Consider the following 17,698-nt stretch of genomic DNA (forward strand, 5'->3'; position numbering starts at 1 on the left):
GACGTTATAAGTAGTATTTCCAAAATGGTACCCAATGAGTTTAGTAGAGGGCGATAACTATAATATACAGCAATCGTTGTATAATGTTGCAGTTAGTTTGGCAAAGCAGCGTTATCCTGATGGTTGGGCGGGTGCTGCTGCATTAAGAACAGTCAGTGGGAAAATTTTAACAAGTGTTTCGCCAGAGATTAAACAGCAAGGCCTTGGTCTTTGTATGGAAGTAGGTGCAATTTGTGAAGCTCATAAACTCAATGAAGCTGTAACTCATAGTCTTTGTGTTTCCAGAATGGATACTCAGTCGCCTTTTATTATTCTTTCACCGTGTGGGATTTGCCAGGAACGTTTGTTTCATTGGGGATATGATGTTGAAGTAGCGGTGACAAATACAGAAAATCAATTAGTGTTTAAGGCACTTAAAAGCTTAATGCCTTATCATTGGCATCACGCTTTTGACTAGTGGGTATGTGCAAATTAAGGTAACGAGATATGAGTTTTTATTTAAGTTACACCTGATAGTGGGCGTAACTTAAATAACAGGGGAAGGGGGTTACTGTAAGTTTTCTTTTAAAATGGCTAAGTTTTCTATCGCTGCATCTCTAACGTCATAATTTGTATCCTGCAGGCGTTTTCGTAAAGCGAGTTCCAACACATAAATGAGTTCATTGCCAATAAAGTCGCAGGCTGCTTCACGTGTTTTGGCTGATGGGGAAAGTAAGCAACGTTGGAGCCTAAATATTTGTTCTATAGGCAAGGCATAACAGCAATACATTTCTGCTAAAGCTGAAACTTCCTCATTGTTATTTTGAGTTAAGCGTTGAACTTTACTCAAGGGTAGTAAAAAGCGTTGTTGGTTGATGCACTCACTCAGTGCGATGGCTTGAAACTCTGGTTGATTGGAGTCCAATGCTGCAAGTATTAAGTCTTGATCTTCAGGTAACAGTGTTTGGCGTGATAAGCCGTGACGGAGTGCTGCACATTGCTGCTCTAGATTACCTCGAGCAATTTGTTGTTTTAGCCAGAGTTGGCCATTAGGGACGTACTCGCTGATGATAAATCCAAGCTCATCATAGAATAACTGAAGGTCTTCAGGCTCAACCCAATCAGGTGCTGGATGCCACCAGGCTAGTAACTGCTCACTAGAAGCGGTTTCTAAGGGTTCCCAATACATGATCTGTTACACCTCAATTCACTACAATGTTGTTTAAGCAAATCATTTCTTAGCTATGTGATTTGCTTGTTACTAATACTTTCTAGCCTTTTTAGCAGAGCCCATACGTTCGTTAGACTTACTCCCTTGCTTGATCCGCAGCAGCAATGCTTTTATGGGATTGTCTTTAATACCAGGTACTTATTATTTCTTTGCAGTAACCCCAAAGTTTACACAGGGATAATATTAAAAATAGGTACTGGTTGAAACGTATTGTTTGACGGCTGTCCTAAATTAGATTTGCAATAGATATTGCTGGTCAATCTTCCTGAACAATGGTTTAACAGGCTTTGTGCTATAACATTGCTATTCTATCTTTGATTCTTGTGCAGGCCAATAAAAAAATTAATTTCTAGTCTCTGTCTATTATTACAACGTCCGTAAATATTCAGCAATGCCATGTAAGAGGTGGATGTTGCTTTTGTAAGCCAGTACTCAATTAATTAATGAGCTATTTATGATATTGAGCTTTGCTTGGCTTAGCTTATCGTTACTAGCATTTTATCCTTAATTTTCAGTGGTATATATCAATAAAGTTGGTACAAGGCAAATTATCAAAAGATTCATATCATCTGGTTATTAAAATCAAGAATAAAGCAAAATAACAATAAAATTACCCTTATTGTCAATAGTAAAATACCGGTTAACGTAAGTTTATTTTTTTCTGATATTTATCCATGGTGCTTTGAGTTTTATCATAAGTTAATTGTAACTACATGCTTTTATTGTGTTTTTTGGTTTTTGTGGGCAAAAACTGAGGCAAAAGAATTATTTTTTAGATGAATAATATTATGGTTAATTATTGTTATTTTTTATTGGCTATATTTTCTTCACTTTTATGAAAAGGATCTCGAGTGTGGAAATTTCTTGTGACTAAAGGGCTCGTTAAATTAGATCGTAATCGCAATAAAGGATTAGTGAGAGAGCGATAACGTCTGCCAAAAGTCATAGGTACTCATTTGTGTGCCTTCATAGCAGACATTACCCTCACGATTAATGAGAAATAAAGTAGGCGTATGAGATAGTTGTAAATGGCTTGCTACACGGTTATGTGTGTCAACTAAAAAAATAATGGGAATATTTTCTTTAAGACACTTTTGTTCATATGTTTGGTTTGAATTGAATGTTTGGAAATCATTATAAGTGGTAATGACGATTAAAGGGTGTAACGCATCTCCCCAGTGTTTATATAGTGTGCGGTAACACTTAATCAAGACATTATAAGTTGGATTTGGTTGTTTACTCGCCAATAGGCAAACCGGTAAAAGTTGATTGGTTCCCATTTGCTGAAGTATGGCGTTTAATTCAAAGCTGCGTTTAGGTTGTGTTCGGTTGGGCAGGTAAAAATTGACTGGAAAAGCACGATTGAGCCAACGAATCATCGTAATAGGTTCAATGCGAGCTTCCATGGTCACTGTGTGCATGATACGAGTGATTTTTCCCTGGCTGAAAAAATCTGCACACTGCAACCATTTTAACCAGTCTTGCCAGTGTCCACACTGTTTAGACCAGAATGCCAAGTATAAGCTTGCGATGCTCATAAAGGCACTACTGTATATGTTAATGCAGTGTTTTACATATTGATCAATCAGTCGAACCCCTTTAGCTAATTGTTCTTTTTCGAATAAAGCGGCGCCTCGAAAAAGATGGGTTGCATTAAATCGTTGCTCCATTTTTAGCCAGCGCACACAGGATCGAATGATTAAGGGCCTGTTGTAGTAGTCACAACAAAGAAGAAGGTTATCCCATTCTCGGCGATTCCATAAAATAAACAAATCCTGCCAGTCAAATAATCCCTGTTGCCAGTGTTTGAGTATTGCGGCACTTGTTTTTTCACAGTGAATGCCTAAAGGAATGCTGGGCGCATTGATTTCCATCGTTGCTTGGGATTGGCGCGAATAGAGTTGATAGTGAATAGAAGAGGATTGATAGCTTTCTTCAAGCAGATCAACTTCACTGGCTGCTTGCTGGTTGACTTGCCAGATTAAGTCTCCGGGCTGAAGGTTAAGCTGACTGGCGGGGGACTGAGAAGCTATATGCTTGATTTCTATAGCATTGGCTGAGTCCACACAGGTGGGTTCACGATGGATAAGCTGTTTAATTGGACCTACAGATGTATTTATTACTGCCACATTACTTCACTCTACAAACGATGAGCCATATGTTAGGTATAGCTAATTTTACGGAAGGCGTTAAGTTCAAGGGGGGAATAGCCGTGAGGTAGGGTTAGGGGGTACAGAGAAAAGGTGGCAGAAATAAAAAGTTCAGTAGTTAAAAGGGAGGATATTGAGTGAAAAAATAAATGATAAACGAAACGCTGTTAAGCTATTGAGTAATTTCTTCTGCATCTTCTATAACATCACTGAGGATATCTTCTAGTTCACTGTAATCGAAGGGAAAATTAATGTCTTCACACCAGTTTTGAAAAAGCTGTGTAAAATATTGGCGAGGCCCTAAATTGACCTGTTGTTGCTGCCAGTCAGACAGTTGTTCAGGATGTTCCTTTAAGGACTCTAGCTCCAAATAAACTTGGCTATCGACTTTTTGCCACCATCGTTTTCCTTCTAGTACGAAGACCAAATCAAAGCTGATAGAGGCTTCAGGTTGAATTAACCCTCGGGCAAAATGGGGTTGAAACTTGGCTATGTAAGTATCTATAAGCTCAACAGCATTATCCGTAACACCAGACATTAACCATTGCAGGCAAGCCTGGTTATTTTGCTCATCATATGATTCTTCCATGATGGAAAATGCAGGGTTTTGGCTGCACCATTTCTGTAACCAAGCTAACCCATCTGGTTGAATATTCGTTATTAGGGTGCATGTCATCATGCTACTCATCGTATAAAACCTTTTTTTCAACGCTGCCTTTGGGGGCGTTTGGGTAATGTGAGAGTGTAGAAGGCACTGCTTTTAGTTTGGGTGAATGTTACAAATTCGCAACTTTTACCTGAAAACGTTTGAGTTCAGCCATCTGTAAAGAGGGGGGGGCAAAAGGTCAGAAGCGAAGCAAAGACCAGGCAAAAATCAGCGAAAAGCGGAGTTTATAGCTAATAAATGAGCATTTTGAGCTGATTTTTAACGCAGTATTTGCAAGCGCAGTAGTTTTGCGACAGCCTCTAAAAGGTGGGGAATGACAGCTATGCACAAGACGTAGCTGAGAAGGTTAAGTGACAGCAATATAGCCCATTAACCCAGTTTTCATATGATCAATGACATGACAGTGAAACATCCAGCGGCCGGGGTTATCCGCTACAAAGGCAATCTGTGCACTTTCGTTTTTACCGAGTAAAACCGTATCTGTTTGATAAGGGATTATTTTTCGTTTATCAGACTTCAGTACAGTGAAGCTATGCCCATGCAGGTGAATAGGGTGGTGGTATTGGGTAATGTTTTTCAGTGTAAAAATGTAACTTTTGCCTCGTTTCAGGGTGGCTAATGGGGCAGGAATGTTATCTGCACTCATGCCTTCCCAAGCACGTTTATTAATCATCCAGAAAGTATGTTTTCCCTTCTTTTGCTGGGCTGTTGGTGTGAGAGCGCCTGCCCACTCAAAAACAAAGCTTATTTTTTCCGCATTTTCTACATCAGGCTGAGGAATGGGGTTCATTGGTAGTGATGTTACCTTTTGTTGATCGGCGTGAAGCTGTTGATTTTTTGTGGTGACAACAGATTCCAGGCTAAGGAGTGGATAGTGCTCTCCATGCCATACTTGCCAAGTGGTACCTTTACTGGGTGCGATAAATCCTAAGTCTAGTCGCATACCAGGTCCCATAGCATGTTCCGTAAGAAGGCGAGGGGTTGCTAATGGGCAACCGTCAATGGCCAGAATGTATGCTTGAGCATTAGGAATATGCAGTCGGTAGGTGAGTGTATTGTCAGCATTCAGCAGGCGCAGCCGTATCCACTCACCAGCAGGTATTTTAAGCGTAGGTTGATGTAAACCATTGACCGTGGGCCAGCGGCCTGGTGTCCCCATGCGGGCAGCATAGCGAGGAATGGATAAGCGTTTAATTTGCCCTTTTTTATCAATGTGCCAGTTTTTCAACAGACAGGTGATGTCTTCTACAAATGGTTGGGCCTGTCGTTCATGAACGATTAATGCACCTACTAAGCCACGACCCAGCTGCTCCGTGCTGTTCATGTGTGGGTGGTACCAAAATGTACCGGCATCTGGTGGCGTAAATTCATAAATAAAGCTGCCACCAGAAGGAATAGGTGGTTGACTGAGAAAAGGGACACCATCCATGGCAATGGGTATGCGCAGACCATGCCAGTGAATGGTCGTGGGTTCATTTAACTTGTTAATAAACTTAATACGAATAGGTTGGCCTTGTTGAGCATGAAGCACAGGGGCGGGGAATTGGCCGTTAAATCCCAAGGCAGCAGTTGGTGCTTCGGTAATGAGGTCAATCTCCGCAGGTTCAGCCGTCAATACATAGTCATAGGCAGGTGAGGTGTCATCAGCCCAGACTCGAAAGGAAAATTGGCACATCAAGGTGGAGGCCATTGCAGACTGGATAAATTGGCGACGGGATATAGACATCGAAAACATTCCTAATACAGGACGTCTTTAGGAGCAGGACGTTTTTAGGAGATAGGTGGACTATGGAAACATAGTGTGTGGATTAGTAAATAGTATTGAAAAACAATCTCAATCTCAAACAGCAACTTTCATCATTAAGCGGCGCATGGCATGAATACCTGAGTTCATATCCAGCATACTCATGGGGGTGGTGTTGATATCTTGAATAATACGAAGGAGAGTTTGCTCACCAATTAAGGGTTGTTCTTCTAGGAAGCCAGCTAGCATATGTACAAGATCATTCATCGAACCAAGCACCCGTCGGCTACAGGTTTTAGTAAAGGTGCACTTTTCAGTCTGTTGGAAATAATTTGTCAGAGTAACTGAGTTGAATCCTTCAAATAAAAGGTTTTGCTTTAAGCTGTCTTTGAAAGCCGTGGTGATGTTTCGAACGGTTTGTTTCTTAATATTCAAGAGTGCATGGCTGTATAGCGTGGTTTCATGAGTAAAGAATAAACTGTAACTGCCACGAATAGAGACAATATTACAATACCACGCGCCTAAATATCCTTGTGTTTGTGGTGGTGCAATATCACTGGTTGTCAGCCCGGCGGCTTTGATGACCTTTTGCGTACAACGTAAAACCAACATAGGCATTAACTAGGTGTTGTGAGTAATGTAAAGAAAGTGTAATAGATCTTCTTCTGAATACATTAAGCCTAGCAGTGATTAATGTGCTTGGCGTTAGTAGAACGGGGCTTGGTTACATAAACACTAACGGTATACAATACGACCGAACTCATCGGGGTGCAAATCTGTGGTTGTTTATTTTGAATAATCACGTTCGCTGAGAAATACCCGTAGAACCTGATCCAGTTAATACTGGCGTAGGAAGTTGAGTGCTGTCCCGAAGATGCGCTTCTATATGGCATATTGGCAGTCTCTCCAGCCTACCCTCTGAGCAACCAGATAAAGTTAATCGTTTTCGCTAAAAATCATATTAATTAGTGCTTTTTACCCGTAAGAAGGCTATCGCAGTCACTTTGTGACAGCCGCGAAGAAGAGGATGGGGAATATTTTGATGTTGTCGATCAAGCATCTGTTTATGACGGTTGTGCATGCACTGCGTTTAAAGAAAAGATCCAAGATTTTAATACCTAGGCTTTTGGTTTTATGCTTAATAGCACCTGTACTCGCTGGCGCGACTGAACCACCGCAGCCACTTACATTGACAGTGTTTACCTATGAGTCATTTATCAGTGAGTGGGGGCCAGGTCCTAAATTAAAAGCAGCCTTTGAAGAACAGTGTCAATGTACATTAAATTGGTTAAGTAGCACTGATGGGGTTGGGCTGCTCAACCGACTCCGTTTGGAAGGTGAACACTTACCCGCGGATATTGTTTTAGGCCTTGATCAGCATTTGCTTGTGGCAGCCAAAAAACTCAAATTGTTTGCGCCTCATCAGCAGTCATTACCACCACTCACATTACCTGAGCCTTGGCAGGATAAGGTATTTGTACCTTATGACTATGGTTACTTTGCATTTATTTATGACTCCCGTAAGTTAAAGAATCCACCTCAATCGTTAGCCTCGTTGGTAAAACGACAAGACATCCAGGTTATTTACCAGGACCCTCGGACCAGTACACCTGGACAGGGTTTATTGCTATGGATGCAGCAGGTGTTTGGTGATCAAACCGCTCAAGCCTGGCAGCAGTTAGCAACACATACGGTAACAGTCACCAAAGGTTGGAGTGAGGCTTACGGCATGTTTTTAAAGGGTGAAGCTGATATGGTGCTGAGCTATACCACATCACCCGCTTACCACCAGGAAGTGGATAAGGTGACTCATTATCAAGCGGCTGCGTTTAATGAAGGTCATACTTTACAAGTTGAAGTGGCGGCTCAGTTGGCTCAAAGCAAACACCCTAAATTGGCACGTCAATTTCTTACCTTCTTGCTCACGCCCAATGCTCAACGCATTATTGCTACCCATAACTGGATGTTGCCAGTTCGGGCTATTAAACAGTTACCTCCAGCTTTTGGGCAGCTGATTACGCCACGTAAGTCTTTGGAAATGCCTCTGGATGTGATAGCTAAACAACGTCAGCAATGGATTCGTCAGTGGCGTCGAGCAGTCAGTCAGTGAGTCGTTTATTAAAATATACTCCTGGTGTCATTGCCACAGGCTGTGTTTGGCTAGGTTTAAGCTGGGGATTGTTTAATGTTATCAAGTATGCCTTTACGGATGTCGAGTGGGTAATACTGGATGATCCCTGGTTACAGCAAGTATTACTGTTTTCAATTAAGCAAGCTGGACTGTCTGCACTACTGAGTGTGGGAGGGGCAGTGCTTTTTTCGTTAGCCATTGCTCGCAGAGTATTTTGGGGGCGTCAGTGGTTAATGGCATTGTTGCAGGTTTGTTTTGCGCTACCTGTTATTGTGGTGATTTTAGGAATAGTCCAAGTCTATGGGCGCAGTGGCTGGTTGAATCATTTATTAGGCACAGAGTTTTCCATTTATGGTTTAGCTGGCATTTTGCTATGTCATGTATTTTTTAATTTACCTCTGGCAACACGAGTACTTGTTTCGCACCTAGAGGCTATTCCTGATAGCTACTATGCGCAGGCAGCACAGATGCAGCTCAGTGGTTGGTGGCGATGGCGATGGCTGGAGTGGCCTTTGATTCGAACACAAGTGGTTGGTTTGAGTCTGCTGGTATTTTTGTTGTGCTTTAATAGTTTCACTATTGTTCTGGCGTTGGGTGGTGGACCAAAGTCCACAACATTGGAAGTCGCTATTTATCAAGCATTACGTTATGAGTTTGATTTACCACAGGCAGGCATTCTGGCGTTATTACAGTTAGCACTCGCCATTATTATTGCGGTATTTGCGACTCGATTGATGCCAGCGTCTACCACCACTGCACCGGTTAGTGTTCATCGGTCTCAAGAAGCCTTGTGGCTTTCAGCCAGTAAGTTATGGGTTGCTATTCGCGGGTTTGGATTGATCTTTTGCCTGTTGCCATTACTGGCGATTGTATGGGGGGCATGGTCTGGTCTTGCCGCATGGCCTTGGTCTTCGACACTTGGGGAGGCGACACTTAACTCACTACTGATCGGCTTTTGTTCATCATTGTTAGCCTGTTTATTAAGTATAGCGATGTTGCACTTTCGACAGCATTTGCGCTATCGCTGTGTAGATCGATGGTTGGAGCAAACTGCGGTTGCTGCACTTTACCTACCACCTGTCGTGTTAGCCACAGGATGGTTTATTGGCATATTGGCATGGCCGAGAGCCGATTATTGGAGCTATGTTTTGATTGTGATGGCGAATGCTTTAATGGCTTTGCCTTTTACCTTTCGCTTAATCGCTTCCGCTTTTCAACACTGCTATGACTACTATGGACCACTTGCTCAGAGCTTGGGTCTGCATCGTTGGGCTTGGTGGCGCTGGTTTGTGCTACCCATGATTAATAAACCACTGGCTCAGTCATTAGCGTTGGCCTGGATTTTATCATTGGGCGATATGGGGGTGGCGGTGCTGGTTGGTGCCGCTGACTTTAATACGTTGCCATTGACCATTTATCGCTTATTAGGAAGTTATCAGTTAGCCTCTGCAATGGCGGTAGCTGTTTGGCTGTTGGCTTGTTGCGGGTTATGTTATGGGCTGGTCTACTTAATGTTGGGGAGAAAGCGTGCTAGCAGTTGAAGCATTAACCATTAAACGAAATCAGCAGGTTATGTGTTATTCAGCACAGCTGCAACCAGGCCAGTTTTGTGCACTGACAGGGGCCAGTGGGGTAGGTAAAAGTACCTTATTAGAGGCCATCACGGGTTTGCTTCCAGTCACATCAGGTCAGCTATTTTGGCAGGGGGAGCGTTTTGATCAGTCTGCACCTGGGCAGCGACCTGTGACGATGCTATTTCAGCAACAGAACCTCATAGAACACTTAGATGTATTGACCAACATTGCACTTGGTGTATCACCATCAGCTAAATTAACGGTTCAGCAACAGCAAACGTTACAACAAATTACCGAGCGACTTGCCATTACCGAGCTGCTGGCATGTTCACCACTGTCTTTATCAGGAGGGCAGCGACAGCGTGTGGCTCTAGCGCGCTGCTTGTTAAGGCAAAAGCCATTGTTATTACTTGATGAACCTTTTAGTGCTCTGGATCCAAACCTTCGTCATGAGTGTTTACAGTTAACCCATGATTTACAGCAGCAGTTTGGCTTAACGGTTTTACTGGTGACTCACTTTCCTGAAGAAGTTGCTTCTATTGCTGATTGCTATTGGCATATCAGTGAAGGAGGGCACATTGATGTGATGTCTCAAACAGTTCATCAAGCAACAAATTAGATCTGGTGTAATCAATGGTTGATCGTGATGTGAGCACTGTAGATATAACCTTAATTGATGTACTTAATCGGGCGTGTAAGCAAGCTACTGAGACAAAACATCGCGCTTTAGTTGTCGTTAGTGGAACTCATCAGTGGGCAACTCTGCAACAGCAAACTTTGATTTCTTATCTTTCAACACTGCAACAAGCGAAAACCTCGTCTTATCCTTTCTTATGGTTAACTGATCCAGGGCTTGATACTCGAGCGACTAAACCTCGCCAAATAAACCAATGGCTGGGACGTGAAGTTCAGTGGGTGGTGATGGACAGTTTTGTTGGTTTTCACCCAGATAGCTTTGGCGCTGCAACAGGACTGATTCCCGCAGGAGGGGCACTGGTTTGGATCATTCCAGAGTTAGCTCATTGGCCTGCGTATAATGACCCTGAATATCAGCAGTTTATTCCTCAAGGCTTGACTCCTCGCCGGCTGTTTCTGCAACGCTTGCGGGATTGCTTGCATGGATTTTCCAATCACTGGCTTTTGACCGAAAAAGGGTTAATACACCAGCCTGAACTATATTCTGCAGCGATAAACAACGAGTGTTTATCAACACTTTGTGGCAAAACTTATGCTAATGCTGAGCAACAGCGTGTGGTTCAAGAAGTGATTGACCTTGTTGATAAGCGTAAAGCACAACCTATCGTGCTGACCGCAGATCGAGGTCGAGGGAAGTCTGCCGCTTTAGGTTTAGCCGTAGGGCAATTACTGCGACAAAGTCCTACAACGAGTAAAGACTCTCTGTCACTTTTAGCAACCGCTCCACGGAAGCAGGCGCTTGCTAAACTTTGGCAGCATGCCAGTGAGGCGCTGCAAAATGATCAGCAACATCAGTCTGAAGGTATTGCTTTAGGTACCGTTGGCCAGCGACTAACGAGCCCATCAGGCCAGTTATGCTTTTTATCGCCACAGGATATTCTACAAGAACGTCCAGATGTGGATTTATTATTGATTGATGAAGCTGCCATGATACCTGTGCCTATCTTAACCAGGTTAGTTATGGCTTACCCTAAATGTGTTTTGGCCAGTACAGTACATGGTTATGAGGGTACGGGGCGTGGTTTTGCTGTGCGTTTCCACCGTTTTCTTCTGCAGCATTTTTCTCGTTTTCAGCAACTAACCCTTGAAGAACCAGTTCGTTGGGCTGTAGGTGATCCTTTGGAAGCATTCAGCTATCAAGCCTTATTATTGGGGGCTAATCCTGCTGAAGTAAAGCCTCCCAGGCATTTGCAGCCTGAGCAGTTAACGCTTACCTGGCTAGATGCTGAAGACCTTATCGCCAATGAACACCGACTGAACCAGCTATTTGCGTTGTTGGTCTTGGCTCACTATCAAACTAAACCCAGTGATTTGCGCCAATTACTGGATGATCCAAGTGGTCGTTTGTTGGTGGCTGAATGGCAAGGGCAGGTCATTGGTACATTATGGGCTGTCGAAGAGCCGCCTTTGCCAGAATCGCTACGGGAATCAGTTTGGCTGGGCATGCGTCGTTTAAAAGGTCAGCTTTTACCACAAACATTAACGTATCATGGCGGCGATAAACAGGCTGGATGTTTTGCCTATCTTCGCGTTATGCGTATAGCCGTTCACCCAGACTGGCAGCGCTTAGGTGTAGGTCAACAGCTTGTAGAAAAAACACATCAATATGCTCAACAAGCCAGGTTTGACTTTATCGGAACCAGTTTTGGGCTTACAGGGGATGTGCTGGCGTTCTGGTTACGGTGTGGGTTGTCTCCTGTCCGCTGGGGGCTAAGCGCTGATGCAGCCAGTGGTGTTTTTTCGGCAGTGATGTTACGGCCACTCAATGATCAGGCTAAGTCGTCTTGCGTCATCTGGCAGCAGGAGCATGTGCTGTCATTACGCTATTGGTTAACCGCTCAACATGTGTCCTTTCGTACTATGGGCTGTGAAGTTATTTTGCCATGGGTAAGTGCGTGTTGGGATCAGGGGCTTTCTAATCACATCACTGCCAGAGACTGGCAGTTGATTTCAGGGTTTATCCAAGGACAGCGAGGGTTGCAGTTAACATTACCTGCCATAGCCAATGCGTTGGCATATTGGCTGGCTAATACACAAAGCTATCAACAACTGACCCCGCACTATTGGGAGGCTTTAATACGCTTAGCCTGGTTACAGGAAACTGAAAGACAGGTTGCGTGTAAACTAAAGTTTAATGGCCAAAAAAATCTGTGTGCAGAATTAAGACAAGTGATGCAAAATCTTGTGCATCAATAACACCTCATGGATAAATGCAATACATGTGTCGCACTCACAACAAAGAACAGACAACAGAGAACTTGGTGAGAACGGATATTGTTTAAGGCATGACTACCCCTTTATTTTAGTGCTTAGCCTGATATGCTAAGGTATCATTTCTTGAAAGAATAATGCTTTATATTAAATAGGCTATTTATTCACTGTCTGGTCAGATAGTGGAGACCTAATAAGAAAGCATGTGATGTTTGATATGACATGTGATTTGATATGAAGAGTACCAATAAATGCTCAACCATTAACCTTTTAAGTTATTTTAAGGTAATGTTTCGTCGCTATCTTAATAAGATCGACTTAGCACCAATGAGCAAGAGTTAAACGTAAAGGTGTATTTTCATTAAATTGGCACCACTTGACTGTTATAGCTCTTTGACTGTAGAGCCTATCTTGTATTAATTAAGGGTAGGTTTCTCAAATGTTGCGGTTATTGCGAGTTCTTTTGCTTCGTCTTACATTGGCACATGACCGTTGCAATAGGATACAGAGCTGATTACAAACTAAGGAAACTCAACAATGATCTTCACCACCGAGCGCTTGCGACTGCGGGAGTTGACAGAAGACGATGCCCAATCCTTTTACCAGTTGTTAGCTGACCCTGAGGTGATGGCCTATTCTCCTTCAGGCCCTTTGAGTTTAGAGCAAGCAACGAAGCTGCTTACTGAATACCAGGTTATGTATAAAAACTATGGCTTTGGCCGGTGGGCTGTGGAAACAAAATCGAATAATACGTTTATTGGCTATAGTGGCTTGGCTCCTCTGGCGGTGTGTGGAAAATCAACCATTGAGCTGATATTTCGCTTACAACGAAATGCATGGGGACAAGGGTATGGTTTTGAAGCCGCTAAAGCTGCAGTGTACCTGGCTTTTACCCGTTTTCGCTTACCTTCCATTGTGACGCTGGTTGAAACCGATAACGAAGCCGCTAAAGCGATAGTGGCTAAGTTGGGTATGCAATCGGGTGATACGATTAACCGCTGGGGTAAAGAGGTGACATGCTATTGGTTAAAATCATTACCTGATTGTTGTCAAGGAATGGAAGAGGTGTTCCTGGCCAAAGAACACTCCAGCTAAGGTAAAAATAAAAAGTTAAGGAAAATACACAATCAATGCTAGCATTGGTTTTGCCATTATTTTTTTAAGGTAAACCAGTGCTATAAGTATGGTGGTTGTTGTGTAGGAGATGGTTGAGTAGGAGATTGAGGCATGCGCGATAGTTTGACGAGGTTTCCTGCAAAAATGCCTAGTGCAACAAAGCACAGCATTGTCATTATTTCTTTTGCTGAGTGGTTTGGGCATTTATAGGTTAGAAAACCAAGTAATACTAAATACGCACTGCTTGTAGGTAAATTAAGCCACCATTTTCGGTATAACTGCGTGAGGCTTAACACAGTTAATGAAGCGATAAATCCACCTAAAACGATAAAACTACTGATAATATACTGGTGGTGTAGATTAATACGTTGTGTTGCTAATACATAGGTGGCTGCTAACACAAATAAACAGGCAAAGACACGTAAAAAATATTTTGTTTTATCATCAAAGTTCATAATCCCAGGGTTCCTTGGTTAGTGTAACAACTAAATTAACCAGAAAAGAAATCAAAACGAACAACTTCGATCACTAAATTAAATGTTAAAGGTTTTAACCTAACCGTTTTAAAGATTGGGTCAGTTTAATGAATTACAAGTGAATTTTTTTATACTGTGGTGGGTTTCAAGGCGCTACAGTGATGGTGATATTCAAATAGTGTTAACAGGCCCTAGTAAGGAAATACATTAAATGACAACCCCATTAATCTGCTTAGTGATTGTTGCAGTGATGCCCTACATTTATGCGGGGATGGGCGCGTATTATCGGAGCAGGCTGCCTGGGGGTGTCGATAATAAACATCCTCGACAGCAGATCACTCAACTACAAGGCACGGGGGCACGTGTTTATGCTGCACAGCAAAATGCCTGGGAAGCATTAGCCATTTTTACGGTTGCCATGCTTGTTGTTCACTTACGCCAAGCCCCTGAACCCCAAGTTTCATTGCTTGCAGAATTGTTTGTGGCTGCACGTGTGGCGCATGCTTTCTTTTACATTAATAATTGGGATGTATTCAGGTCATTGGCCTTTGCTGCTGGGTTAGTCTGTGTCATCAGTATGTTATGGATAAGCTGGTGACATAAACTCAAGGACCCTCAAAATAATGAATGATGCCCATAACAAAGGGATTTTAGGGGATGTAAATATGGAACAAGCACCTTCTCTCAATGTTTTCGGTGAGCCACTTAATGTCTGTAGTGAGCAACCGAAAACAGGTTATTTTCGGGATGGCTGTTGTAATACCAGTGCTCAGGATCTGGGAATTCATACGGTATGTGCTGTCATGTCACAGGAATTTTTAGCTTTTTCTCTACATCAGGGAAATGATTTAATAACACCTATACCTGAACATGGTTTTCCAGGATTACGTCCAGGCGATCATTGGTGTCTCTGTGCTGCTCGTTGGTGGGAAGCATATCAGCATGACAGTGCACCAAAAGTGATTCTTGGCAGTACGCATATTAAAACGTTGGATGTTATACCGATTGATATTCTTCGACAATATGCGTTGGATTTGAATTAAATCGTCAGAATTATTAAATAGCATGCGGATTTTTATGCCGTTGTTCTGCTCTGGGTGTGTGTAATTAATTGTTGTGTTTTAAAATCTAAAAAAGACTTTGTATGATGGTTATTTGCTAAATACTAAGTGAATAGTTGATACTTATTTTGTCAAGATTTTGCAGGGATTGTTAATTTAAATATTGAAATAGTATTTTTGTGATATTGAAGTTGTTAACAGACTTTTGATTTTTATTCCAGGGCGAACCATTATGAAACGATGGTTTTATTATGCCGGTGACAAATCTTCCTTATGTTGAACTATGATGAATAGAAGGTGTTTGATTCGCTTCAGAGGGATGGCGTTGATTGATTTGAAAAGGGTATAGCGACCATGGGGCGTGGTAATAAGGTATTAGCATGCATAATGAAGGTCCTTGTGTCTTTGACTATAGCAATAGTATTAAGGCAGGGCGTTGCAAATGAGCCAGCATTACCTAATAGTTATAATCCAAATAAGGTGATTACTGTAGCCACTTTGGAGGACTACGCGCCGTATTGCTTTAGACAAAGTATTACGACAATGAAGGACGTTGGCGAGGTAATTCCTCCTGGTCATGATTCTAAAAGGCTTCAAGGGTACAGTTGGGATGTGGTCAGGCTCAGTCTGCACCGACAAGGATATACTATTCAGTTAATGGTTTACCCTTGGTCAAGAGTGATGTCATTGGTTCGCCGTAATGAGATAGATGTTATTTTTCCTGCTGCGGTGACGGAGACGCGAAGCCAATTTCTGGTGTTTTCTAAATACCCTGTAAATACGGTACATTATGTCATTTATACTAATAAGGAAAACCAAAGTAGCTGGCAAAATTTGGCTGAAATGACGGGGCTTAGGGTGGGGGCAATGAGAGGATGGGATTATGGTAGTTATTGGAATTCTCATCTTGAACATATTGAACTAAGGGAAGTCAATACCGTTGAGCAAGGATTCCAAATGTTAGATTATAGGAGAGTAGAAGGGCTAGCAGGTTACGAGGAAGTGTTTGATCATTATTTAATCGAGACGTCTATCGATAAAAAGTTTCAAAAACTGGCGGCTTTCGATCAAGGGTTTGAGTTTTTATCAGGCAATAAACTTAATACGAAAGTAAAACGTATTTTAAAAGATTTTGATTCATCCAGGCCATTTCTTCTTAAACAAGGGATATTGGCAGAACTCAAAAAACGCTGGTTTCCCCTACAAAATGGAAATTTTTAACTACACGCATTAGTGGTCAGTATAATCCAATGTATACCATCGTTGAGTTTATGCTGTGGTCTCCCTCGTAAAAAATTCTTCTTTGCTGATGAATATCATTGTTTACAGCATATAAAGTATTCATAGTAAATCGGTTTACACGTTATCTTTGAGGGTATTATGAAAATTAAAACATCTGTTTTATTGTTTTTATCAAGTGTCTTAATTACACCTTACAGCATTGCTGATAGTGCAGAGCATTGGGGGTATCAAGGTAAACGAGGGCCTGAACACTGGGGACAGCTTGATAAGTCATTTGCGACATGTCAGTCGGGACTTAATCAGTCGCCTATCAATATCAAACAAGGGTTTGATACAGAGTTGCCTGCACTGACTTGGAACAAGCCAATCCATACGAAAAATATTGTCAATAATGGGCATACAATACAGTTAAATGTTGAGCCGGGATCTATTTTAACTTGGGAAGGCGAAACCTATGAGCTGAAACAGTTTCACTTTCATACTCCCAGTGAAAATCAAATTGATGGTCAATCTTTCCCACTGGAAATGCATTTAGTACATGCTGATCAACAAGGTAAGTTGGCTGTTGTTGCAGTGATGTTTGAACAAGGCCATACCAATCAAGTACTACAACAACTGTGGGGAAAATTACCAAAGGCTGATGAGCAACAACCTTCGGCCCACACAGTAGCTTGGCAAAGTTTACTACCTGCAGAATGGGATTACTACTATTTTAATGGTTCACTTACAACACCACCTTGTACTGAAGGGGTAAGGTGGTTTGTCTTAAAGTCATCTATGAAAGTTAATCAACAACAGGTAGCGCAGTTTGCTAAAGTGTTACCAAATGGTACGAATAATCGACCTGTTCAACCGATTAATGCACGGCAAGTCTTAAAGTAACACTTCTATTGGTAAGTCATTATTACCACTCGTTCAGTGACTATTCTCATTTACTTACGAAGGGGTATTCCCCTTCGTTTCGTCTCATGCTATTGGAATTATTCACAAGATAATCTTTAATATTAAAAAAAATATAAATTTATTAATAAGAAAAATAGGATTATTAAATAAAATAAGCGTTCTAGCTGATTGATTTTCTAAATCAATACATTTAATAGAAACTATTTGAGCTGGTTTGTATTCTAAGAGTTAATTGGGTTGTGCTACAATCGTGCAATGAGGTTGTAACCACTCTTAGCATGGTATACCCACAGCGAAAAATATATAACGAAGTTTTTGAGGTGCTAACTTGCTATATCAAGAGGCGCACCTATAAAAGAGATTCGTGAAGTATAGTCGTGAAAGTTTTTTTTATATGTCATTGTCTTTAACCTTAGAAAAATGGGCTTGAGAGATTGTTTACTGAATAGCTCACCCTGGCTGTGCCAGTGAAAAAACTATTTAATGATGCTGTCCGTTTTTCCTAGTTGCATTAATT

The 17,698-nt window shown here is 41.9% G+C and carries 16 protein-coding genes and 1 riboswitch; of the genes, 10 read left to right on the forward strand and 6 right to left on the reverse strand.

Going from position 1 to position 17,698, the window contains the following annotated elements; translation table 11 throughout:
- The first annotated feature begins 34 nt into the window (after positions 1 to 34).
- The gene (locus ACQ96U_RS00720) at positions 35 to 457 is read left to right on the forward strand and encodes a cytidine deaminase (RefSeq protein ID WP_431719305.1); all 423 of its coding nucleotides are present in this window, start codon (positions 35 to 37) and stop codon (positions 455 to 457) included.
- Between the two features lie 90 nt (positions 458 to 547).
- Here ACQ96U_RS00720 and ACQ96U_RS00725 read toward each other — a convergent pair whose 3' ends face one another.
- From ACQ96U_RS00725 to ACQ96U_RS00745, 5 genes are all read right to left on the reverse strand, one after another.
- Positions 548 to 1,168, reverse strand: coding sequence for a hypothetical protein (locus ACQ96U_RS00725; RefSeq protein ID WP_431719306.1), 621 nt, complete (start codon positions 1,166 to 1,168; stop codon positions 548 to 550).
- A gap of 953 nt (positions 1,169 to 2,121) precedes the next feature.
- Positions 2,122 to 3,339 carry a hypothetical protein gene (locus ACQ96U_RS00730; RefSeq protein ID WP_431719307.1) on the reverse strand — a complete coding sequence of 406 codons (1,218 nt, stop codon included), beginning with the start codon at positions 3,337 to 3,339 and terminating at the stop codon, positions 2,122 to 2,124.
- Positions 3,340 to 3,532: 193 nt separating this feature from the next.
- Complete coding sequence (locus ACQ96U_RS00735) at positions 3,533 to 4,048, reverse strand: hypothetical protein (protein ID WP_431719308.1); 516 nt, start codon at positions 4,046 to 4,048, stop codon at positions 3,533 to 3,535.
- 325 nt (positions 4,049 to 4,373) lie between these two features.
- Positions 4,374 to 5,753, reverse strand: coding sequence for a multicopper oxidase family protein (locus ACQ96U_RS00740; protein ID WP_431719309.1), 1,380 nt, complete (start codon positions 5,751 to 5,753; stop codon positions 4,374 to 4,376).
- A gap of 114 nt (positions 5,754 to 5,867) precedes the next feature.
- On the reverse strand, positions 5,868 to 6,383 hold the full coding sequence (locus ACQ96U_RS00745; protein ID WP_431719310.1) for a DUF6933 domain-containing protein: 516 nt from the start codon (positions 6,381 to 6,383) through the stop codon (positions 5,868 to 5,870).
- Between the two features lie 142 nt (positions 6,384 to 6,525).
- Positions 6,526 to 6,644: riboswitch (TPP riboswitch) on the forward strand.
- A gap of 169 nt (positions 6,645 to 6,813) precedes the next feature.
- Here ACQ96U_RS00745 and thiB point away from each other — a divergent pair.
- From thiB to ACQ96U_RS00770, 5 genes are all read left to right on the forward strand, one after another.
- Positions 6,814 to 7,881, forward strand: a complete 1,068-nt coding sequence (gene thiB, locus ACQ96U_RS00750) for a thiamine ABC transporter substrate binding subunit (RefSeq protein WP_431719311.1) — start codon at positions 6,814 to 6,816, stop codon at positions 7,879 to 7,881.
- A complete protein-coding gene (locus tag ACQ96U_RS00755) occupies positions 7,857 to 9,443 on the forward strand; it encodes an ABC transporter permease subunit (RefSeq protein ID WP_431719312.1) in 1,587 nt (528 codons plus the stop codon). The genes thiB and ACQ96U_RS00755 overlap by 25 nt, the downstream gene beginning before the upstream one ends.
- Positions 9,430 to 10,095, forward strand: a complete 666-nt coding sequence (locus ACQ96U_RS00760; protein WP_431719313.1) for an ATP-binding cassette domain-containing protein — start codon at positions 9,430 to 9,432, stop codon at positions 10,093 to 10,095. Before ACQ96U_RS00755 ends, ACQ96U_RS00760 begins: the two co-directional genes overlap by 14 nt.
- Before the next feature lie 14 nt (positions 10,096 to 10,109).
- Entirely contained in the window at positions 10,110 to 12,368 is a 2,259-nt protein-coding gene (locus ACQ96U_RS00765) for a tRNA(Met) cytidine acetyltransferase TmcA (protein WP_431719314.1), read from the forward strand.
- A gap of 552 nt (positions 12,369 to 12,920) precedes the next feature.
- Positions 12,921 to 13,478 (forward strand): GNAT family N-acetyltransferase, encoded by a 558-nt coding sequence (locus ACQ96U_RS00770; RefSeq protein ID WP_431719315.1) that lies wholly within the window; start codon positions 12,921 to 12,923, stop codon positions 13,476 to 13,478.
- Between the two features lie 80 nt (positions 13,479 to 13,558).
- On the opposite strand, the gene ACQ96U_RS00775 is transcribed toward ACQ96U_RS00770, so the two are convergent.
- Positions 13,559 to 13,954 (reverse strand): hypothetical protein, encoded by a 396-nt coding sequence (locus tag ACQ96U_RS00775; protein ID WP_431719316.1) that lies wholly within the window; start codon positions 13,952 to 13,954, stop codon positions 13,559 to 13,561.
- A gap of 232 nt (positions 13,955 to 14,186) precedes the next feature.
- Between ACQ96U_RS00775 and ACQ96U_RS00780 the strand changes: the two genes are divergently transcribed.
- The 4 genes from ACQ96U_RS00780 (at position 14,187) to ACQ96U_RS00795 (ending at position 17,160) form a co-directional block, all read left to right on the forward strand.
- The gene (locus ACQ96U_RS00780) at positions 14,187 to 14,573 is read left to right on the forward strand and encodes an MAPEG family protein (RefSeq protein WP_431719317.1); all 387 of its coding nucleotides are present in this window, start codon (positions 14,187 to 14,189) and stop codon (positions 14,571 to 14,573) included.
- Between the two features lie 25 nt (positions 14,574 to 14,598).
- Complete coding sequence (locus ACQ96U_RS00785) at positions 14,599 to 15,018, forward strand: DUF2237 family protein (protein WP_431719318.1); 420 nt, start codon at positions 14,599 to 14,601, stop codon at positions 15,016 to 15,018.
- 423 nt (positions 15,019 to 15,441) lie between these two features.
- On the forward strand, positions 15,442 to 16,257 hold the full coding sequence (locus ACQ96U_RS00790) for a substrate-binding periplasmic protein (protein WP_431719319.1): 816 nt from the start codon (positions 15,442 to 15,444) through the stop codon (positions 16,255 to 16,257).
- 159 nt (positions 16,258 to 16,416) lie between these two features.
- Positions 16,417 to 17,160, forward strand: coding sequence for a carbonic anhydrase (locus ACQ96U_RS00795; protein ID WP_431719320.1), 744 nt, complete (start codon positions 16,417 to 16,419; stop codon positions 17,158 to 17,160).
- Positions 17,161 to 17,698: the final 538 nt, after the last annotated feature.

Source organism: Zooshikella sp. RANM57 (assembly GCF_050749885.1).
Classification (GTDB): Bacteria; Pseudomonadota; Gammaproteobacteria; order Pseudomonadales; family Zooshikellaceae; genus Zooshikella.

Bases quoted from the DNA above. Each gene is read 5' to 3' on its own strand.
- ACQ96U_RS00720 (WP_431719305.1), top strand. From the start codon at position 35: ATGAGTTTAGTAGAGGGCGATAACTATAATATACAGCAATCGTTGTAT.
- ACQ96U_RS00725 (WP_431719306.1), bottom strand. From the start codon at position 1,168: ATGTATTGGGAACCCTTAGAAACCGCTTCTAGTGAGCAGTTACTAGCC.
- ACQ96U_RS00735 (WP_431719308.1), bottom strand. From the start codon at position 4,048: ATGAGTAGCATGATGACATGCACCCTAATAACGAATATTCAACCAGAT.
- ACQ96U_RS00740 (WP_431719309.1), bottom strand. From the start codon at position 5,753: ATGTCTATATCCCGTCGCCAATTTATCCAGTCTGCAATGGCCTCCACC.
- ACQ96U_RS00745 (WP_431719310.1), bottom strand. From the start codon at position 6,383: ATGTTGGTTTTACGTTGTACGCAAAAGGTCATCAAAGCCGCCGGGCTG.
- thiB (WP_431719311.1), top strand. From the start codon at position 6,814: ATGTTGTCGATCAAGCATCTGTTTATGACGGTTGTGCATGCACTGCGT.
- ACQ96U_RS00765 (WP_431719314.1), top strand. From the start codon at position 10,110: ATGGTTGATCGTGATGTGAGCACTGTAGATATAACCTTAATTGATGTA.
- ACQ96U_RS00770 (WP_431719315.1), top strand. From the start codon at position 12,921: ATGATCTTCACCACCGAGCGCTTGCGACTGCGGGAGTTGACAGAAGAC.
- ACQ96U_RS00775 (WP_431719316.1), bottom strand. From the start codon at position 13,954: ATGAACTTTGATGATAAAACAAAATATTTTTTACGTGTCTTTGCCTGT.
- ACQ96U_RS00780 (WP_431719317.1), top strand. From the start codon at position 14,187: ATGACAACCCCATTAATCTGCTTAGTGATTGTTGCAGTGATGCCCTAC.
- ACQ96U_RS00785 (WP_431719318.1), top strand. From the start codon at position 14,599: ATGAATGATGCCCATAACAAAGGGATTTTAGGGGATGTAAATATGGAA.
- ACQ96U_RS00795 (WP_431719320.1), top strand. From the start codon at position 16,417: ATGAAAATTAAAACATCTGTTTTATTGTTTTTATCAAGTGTCTTAATT.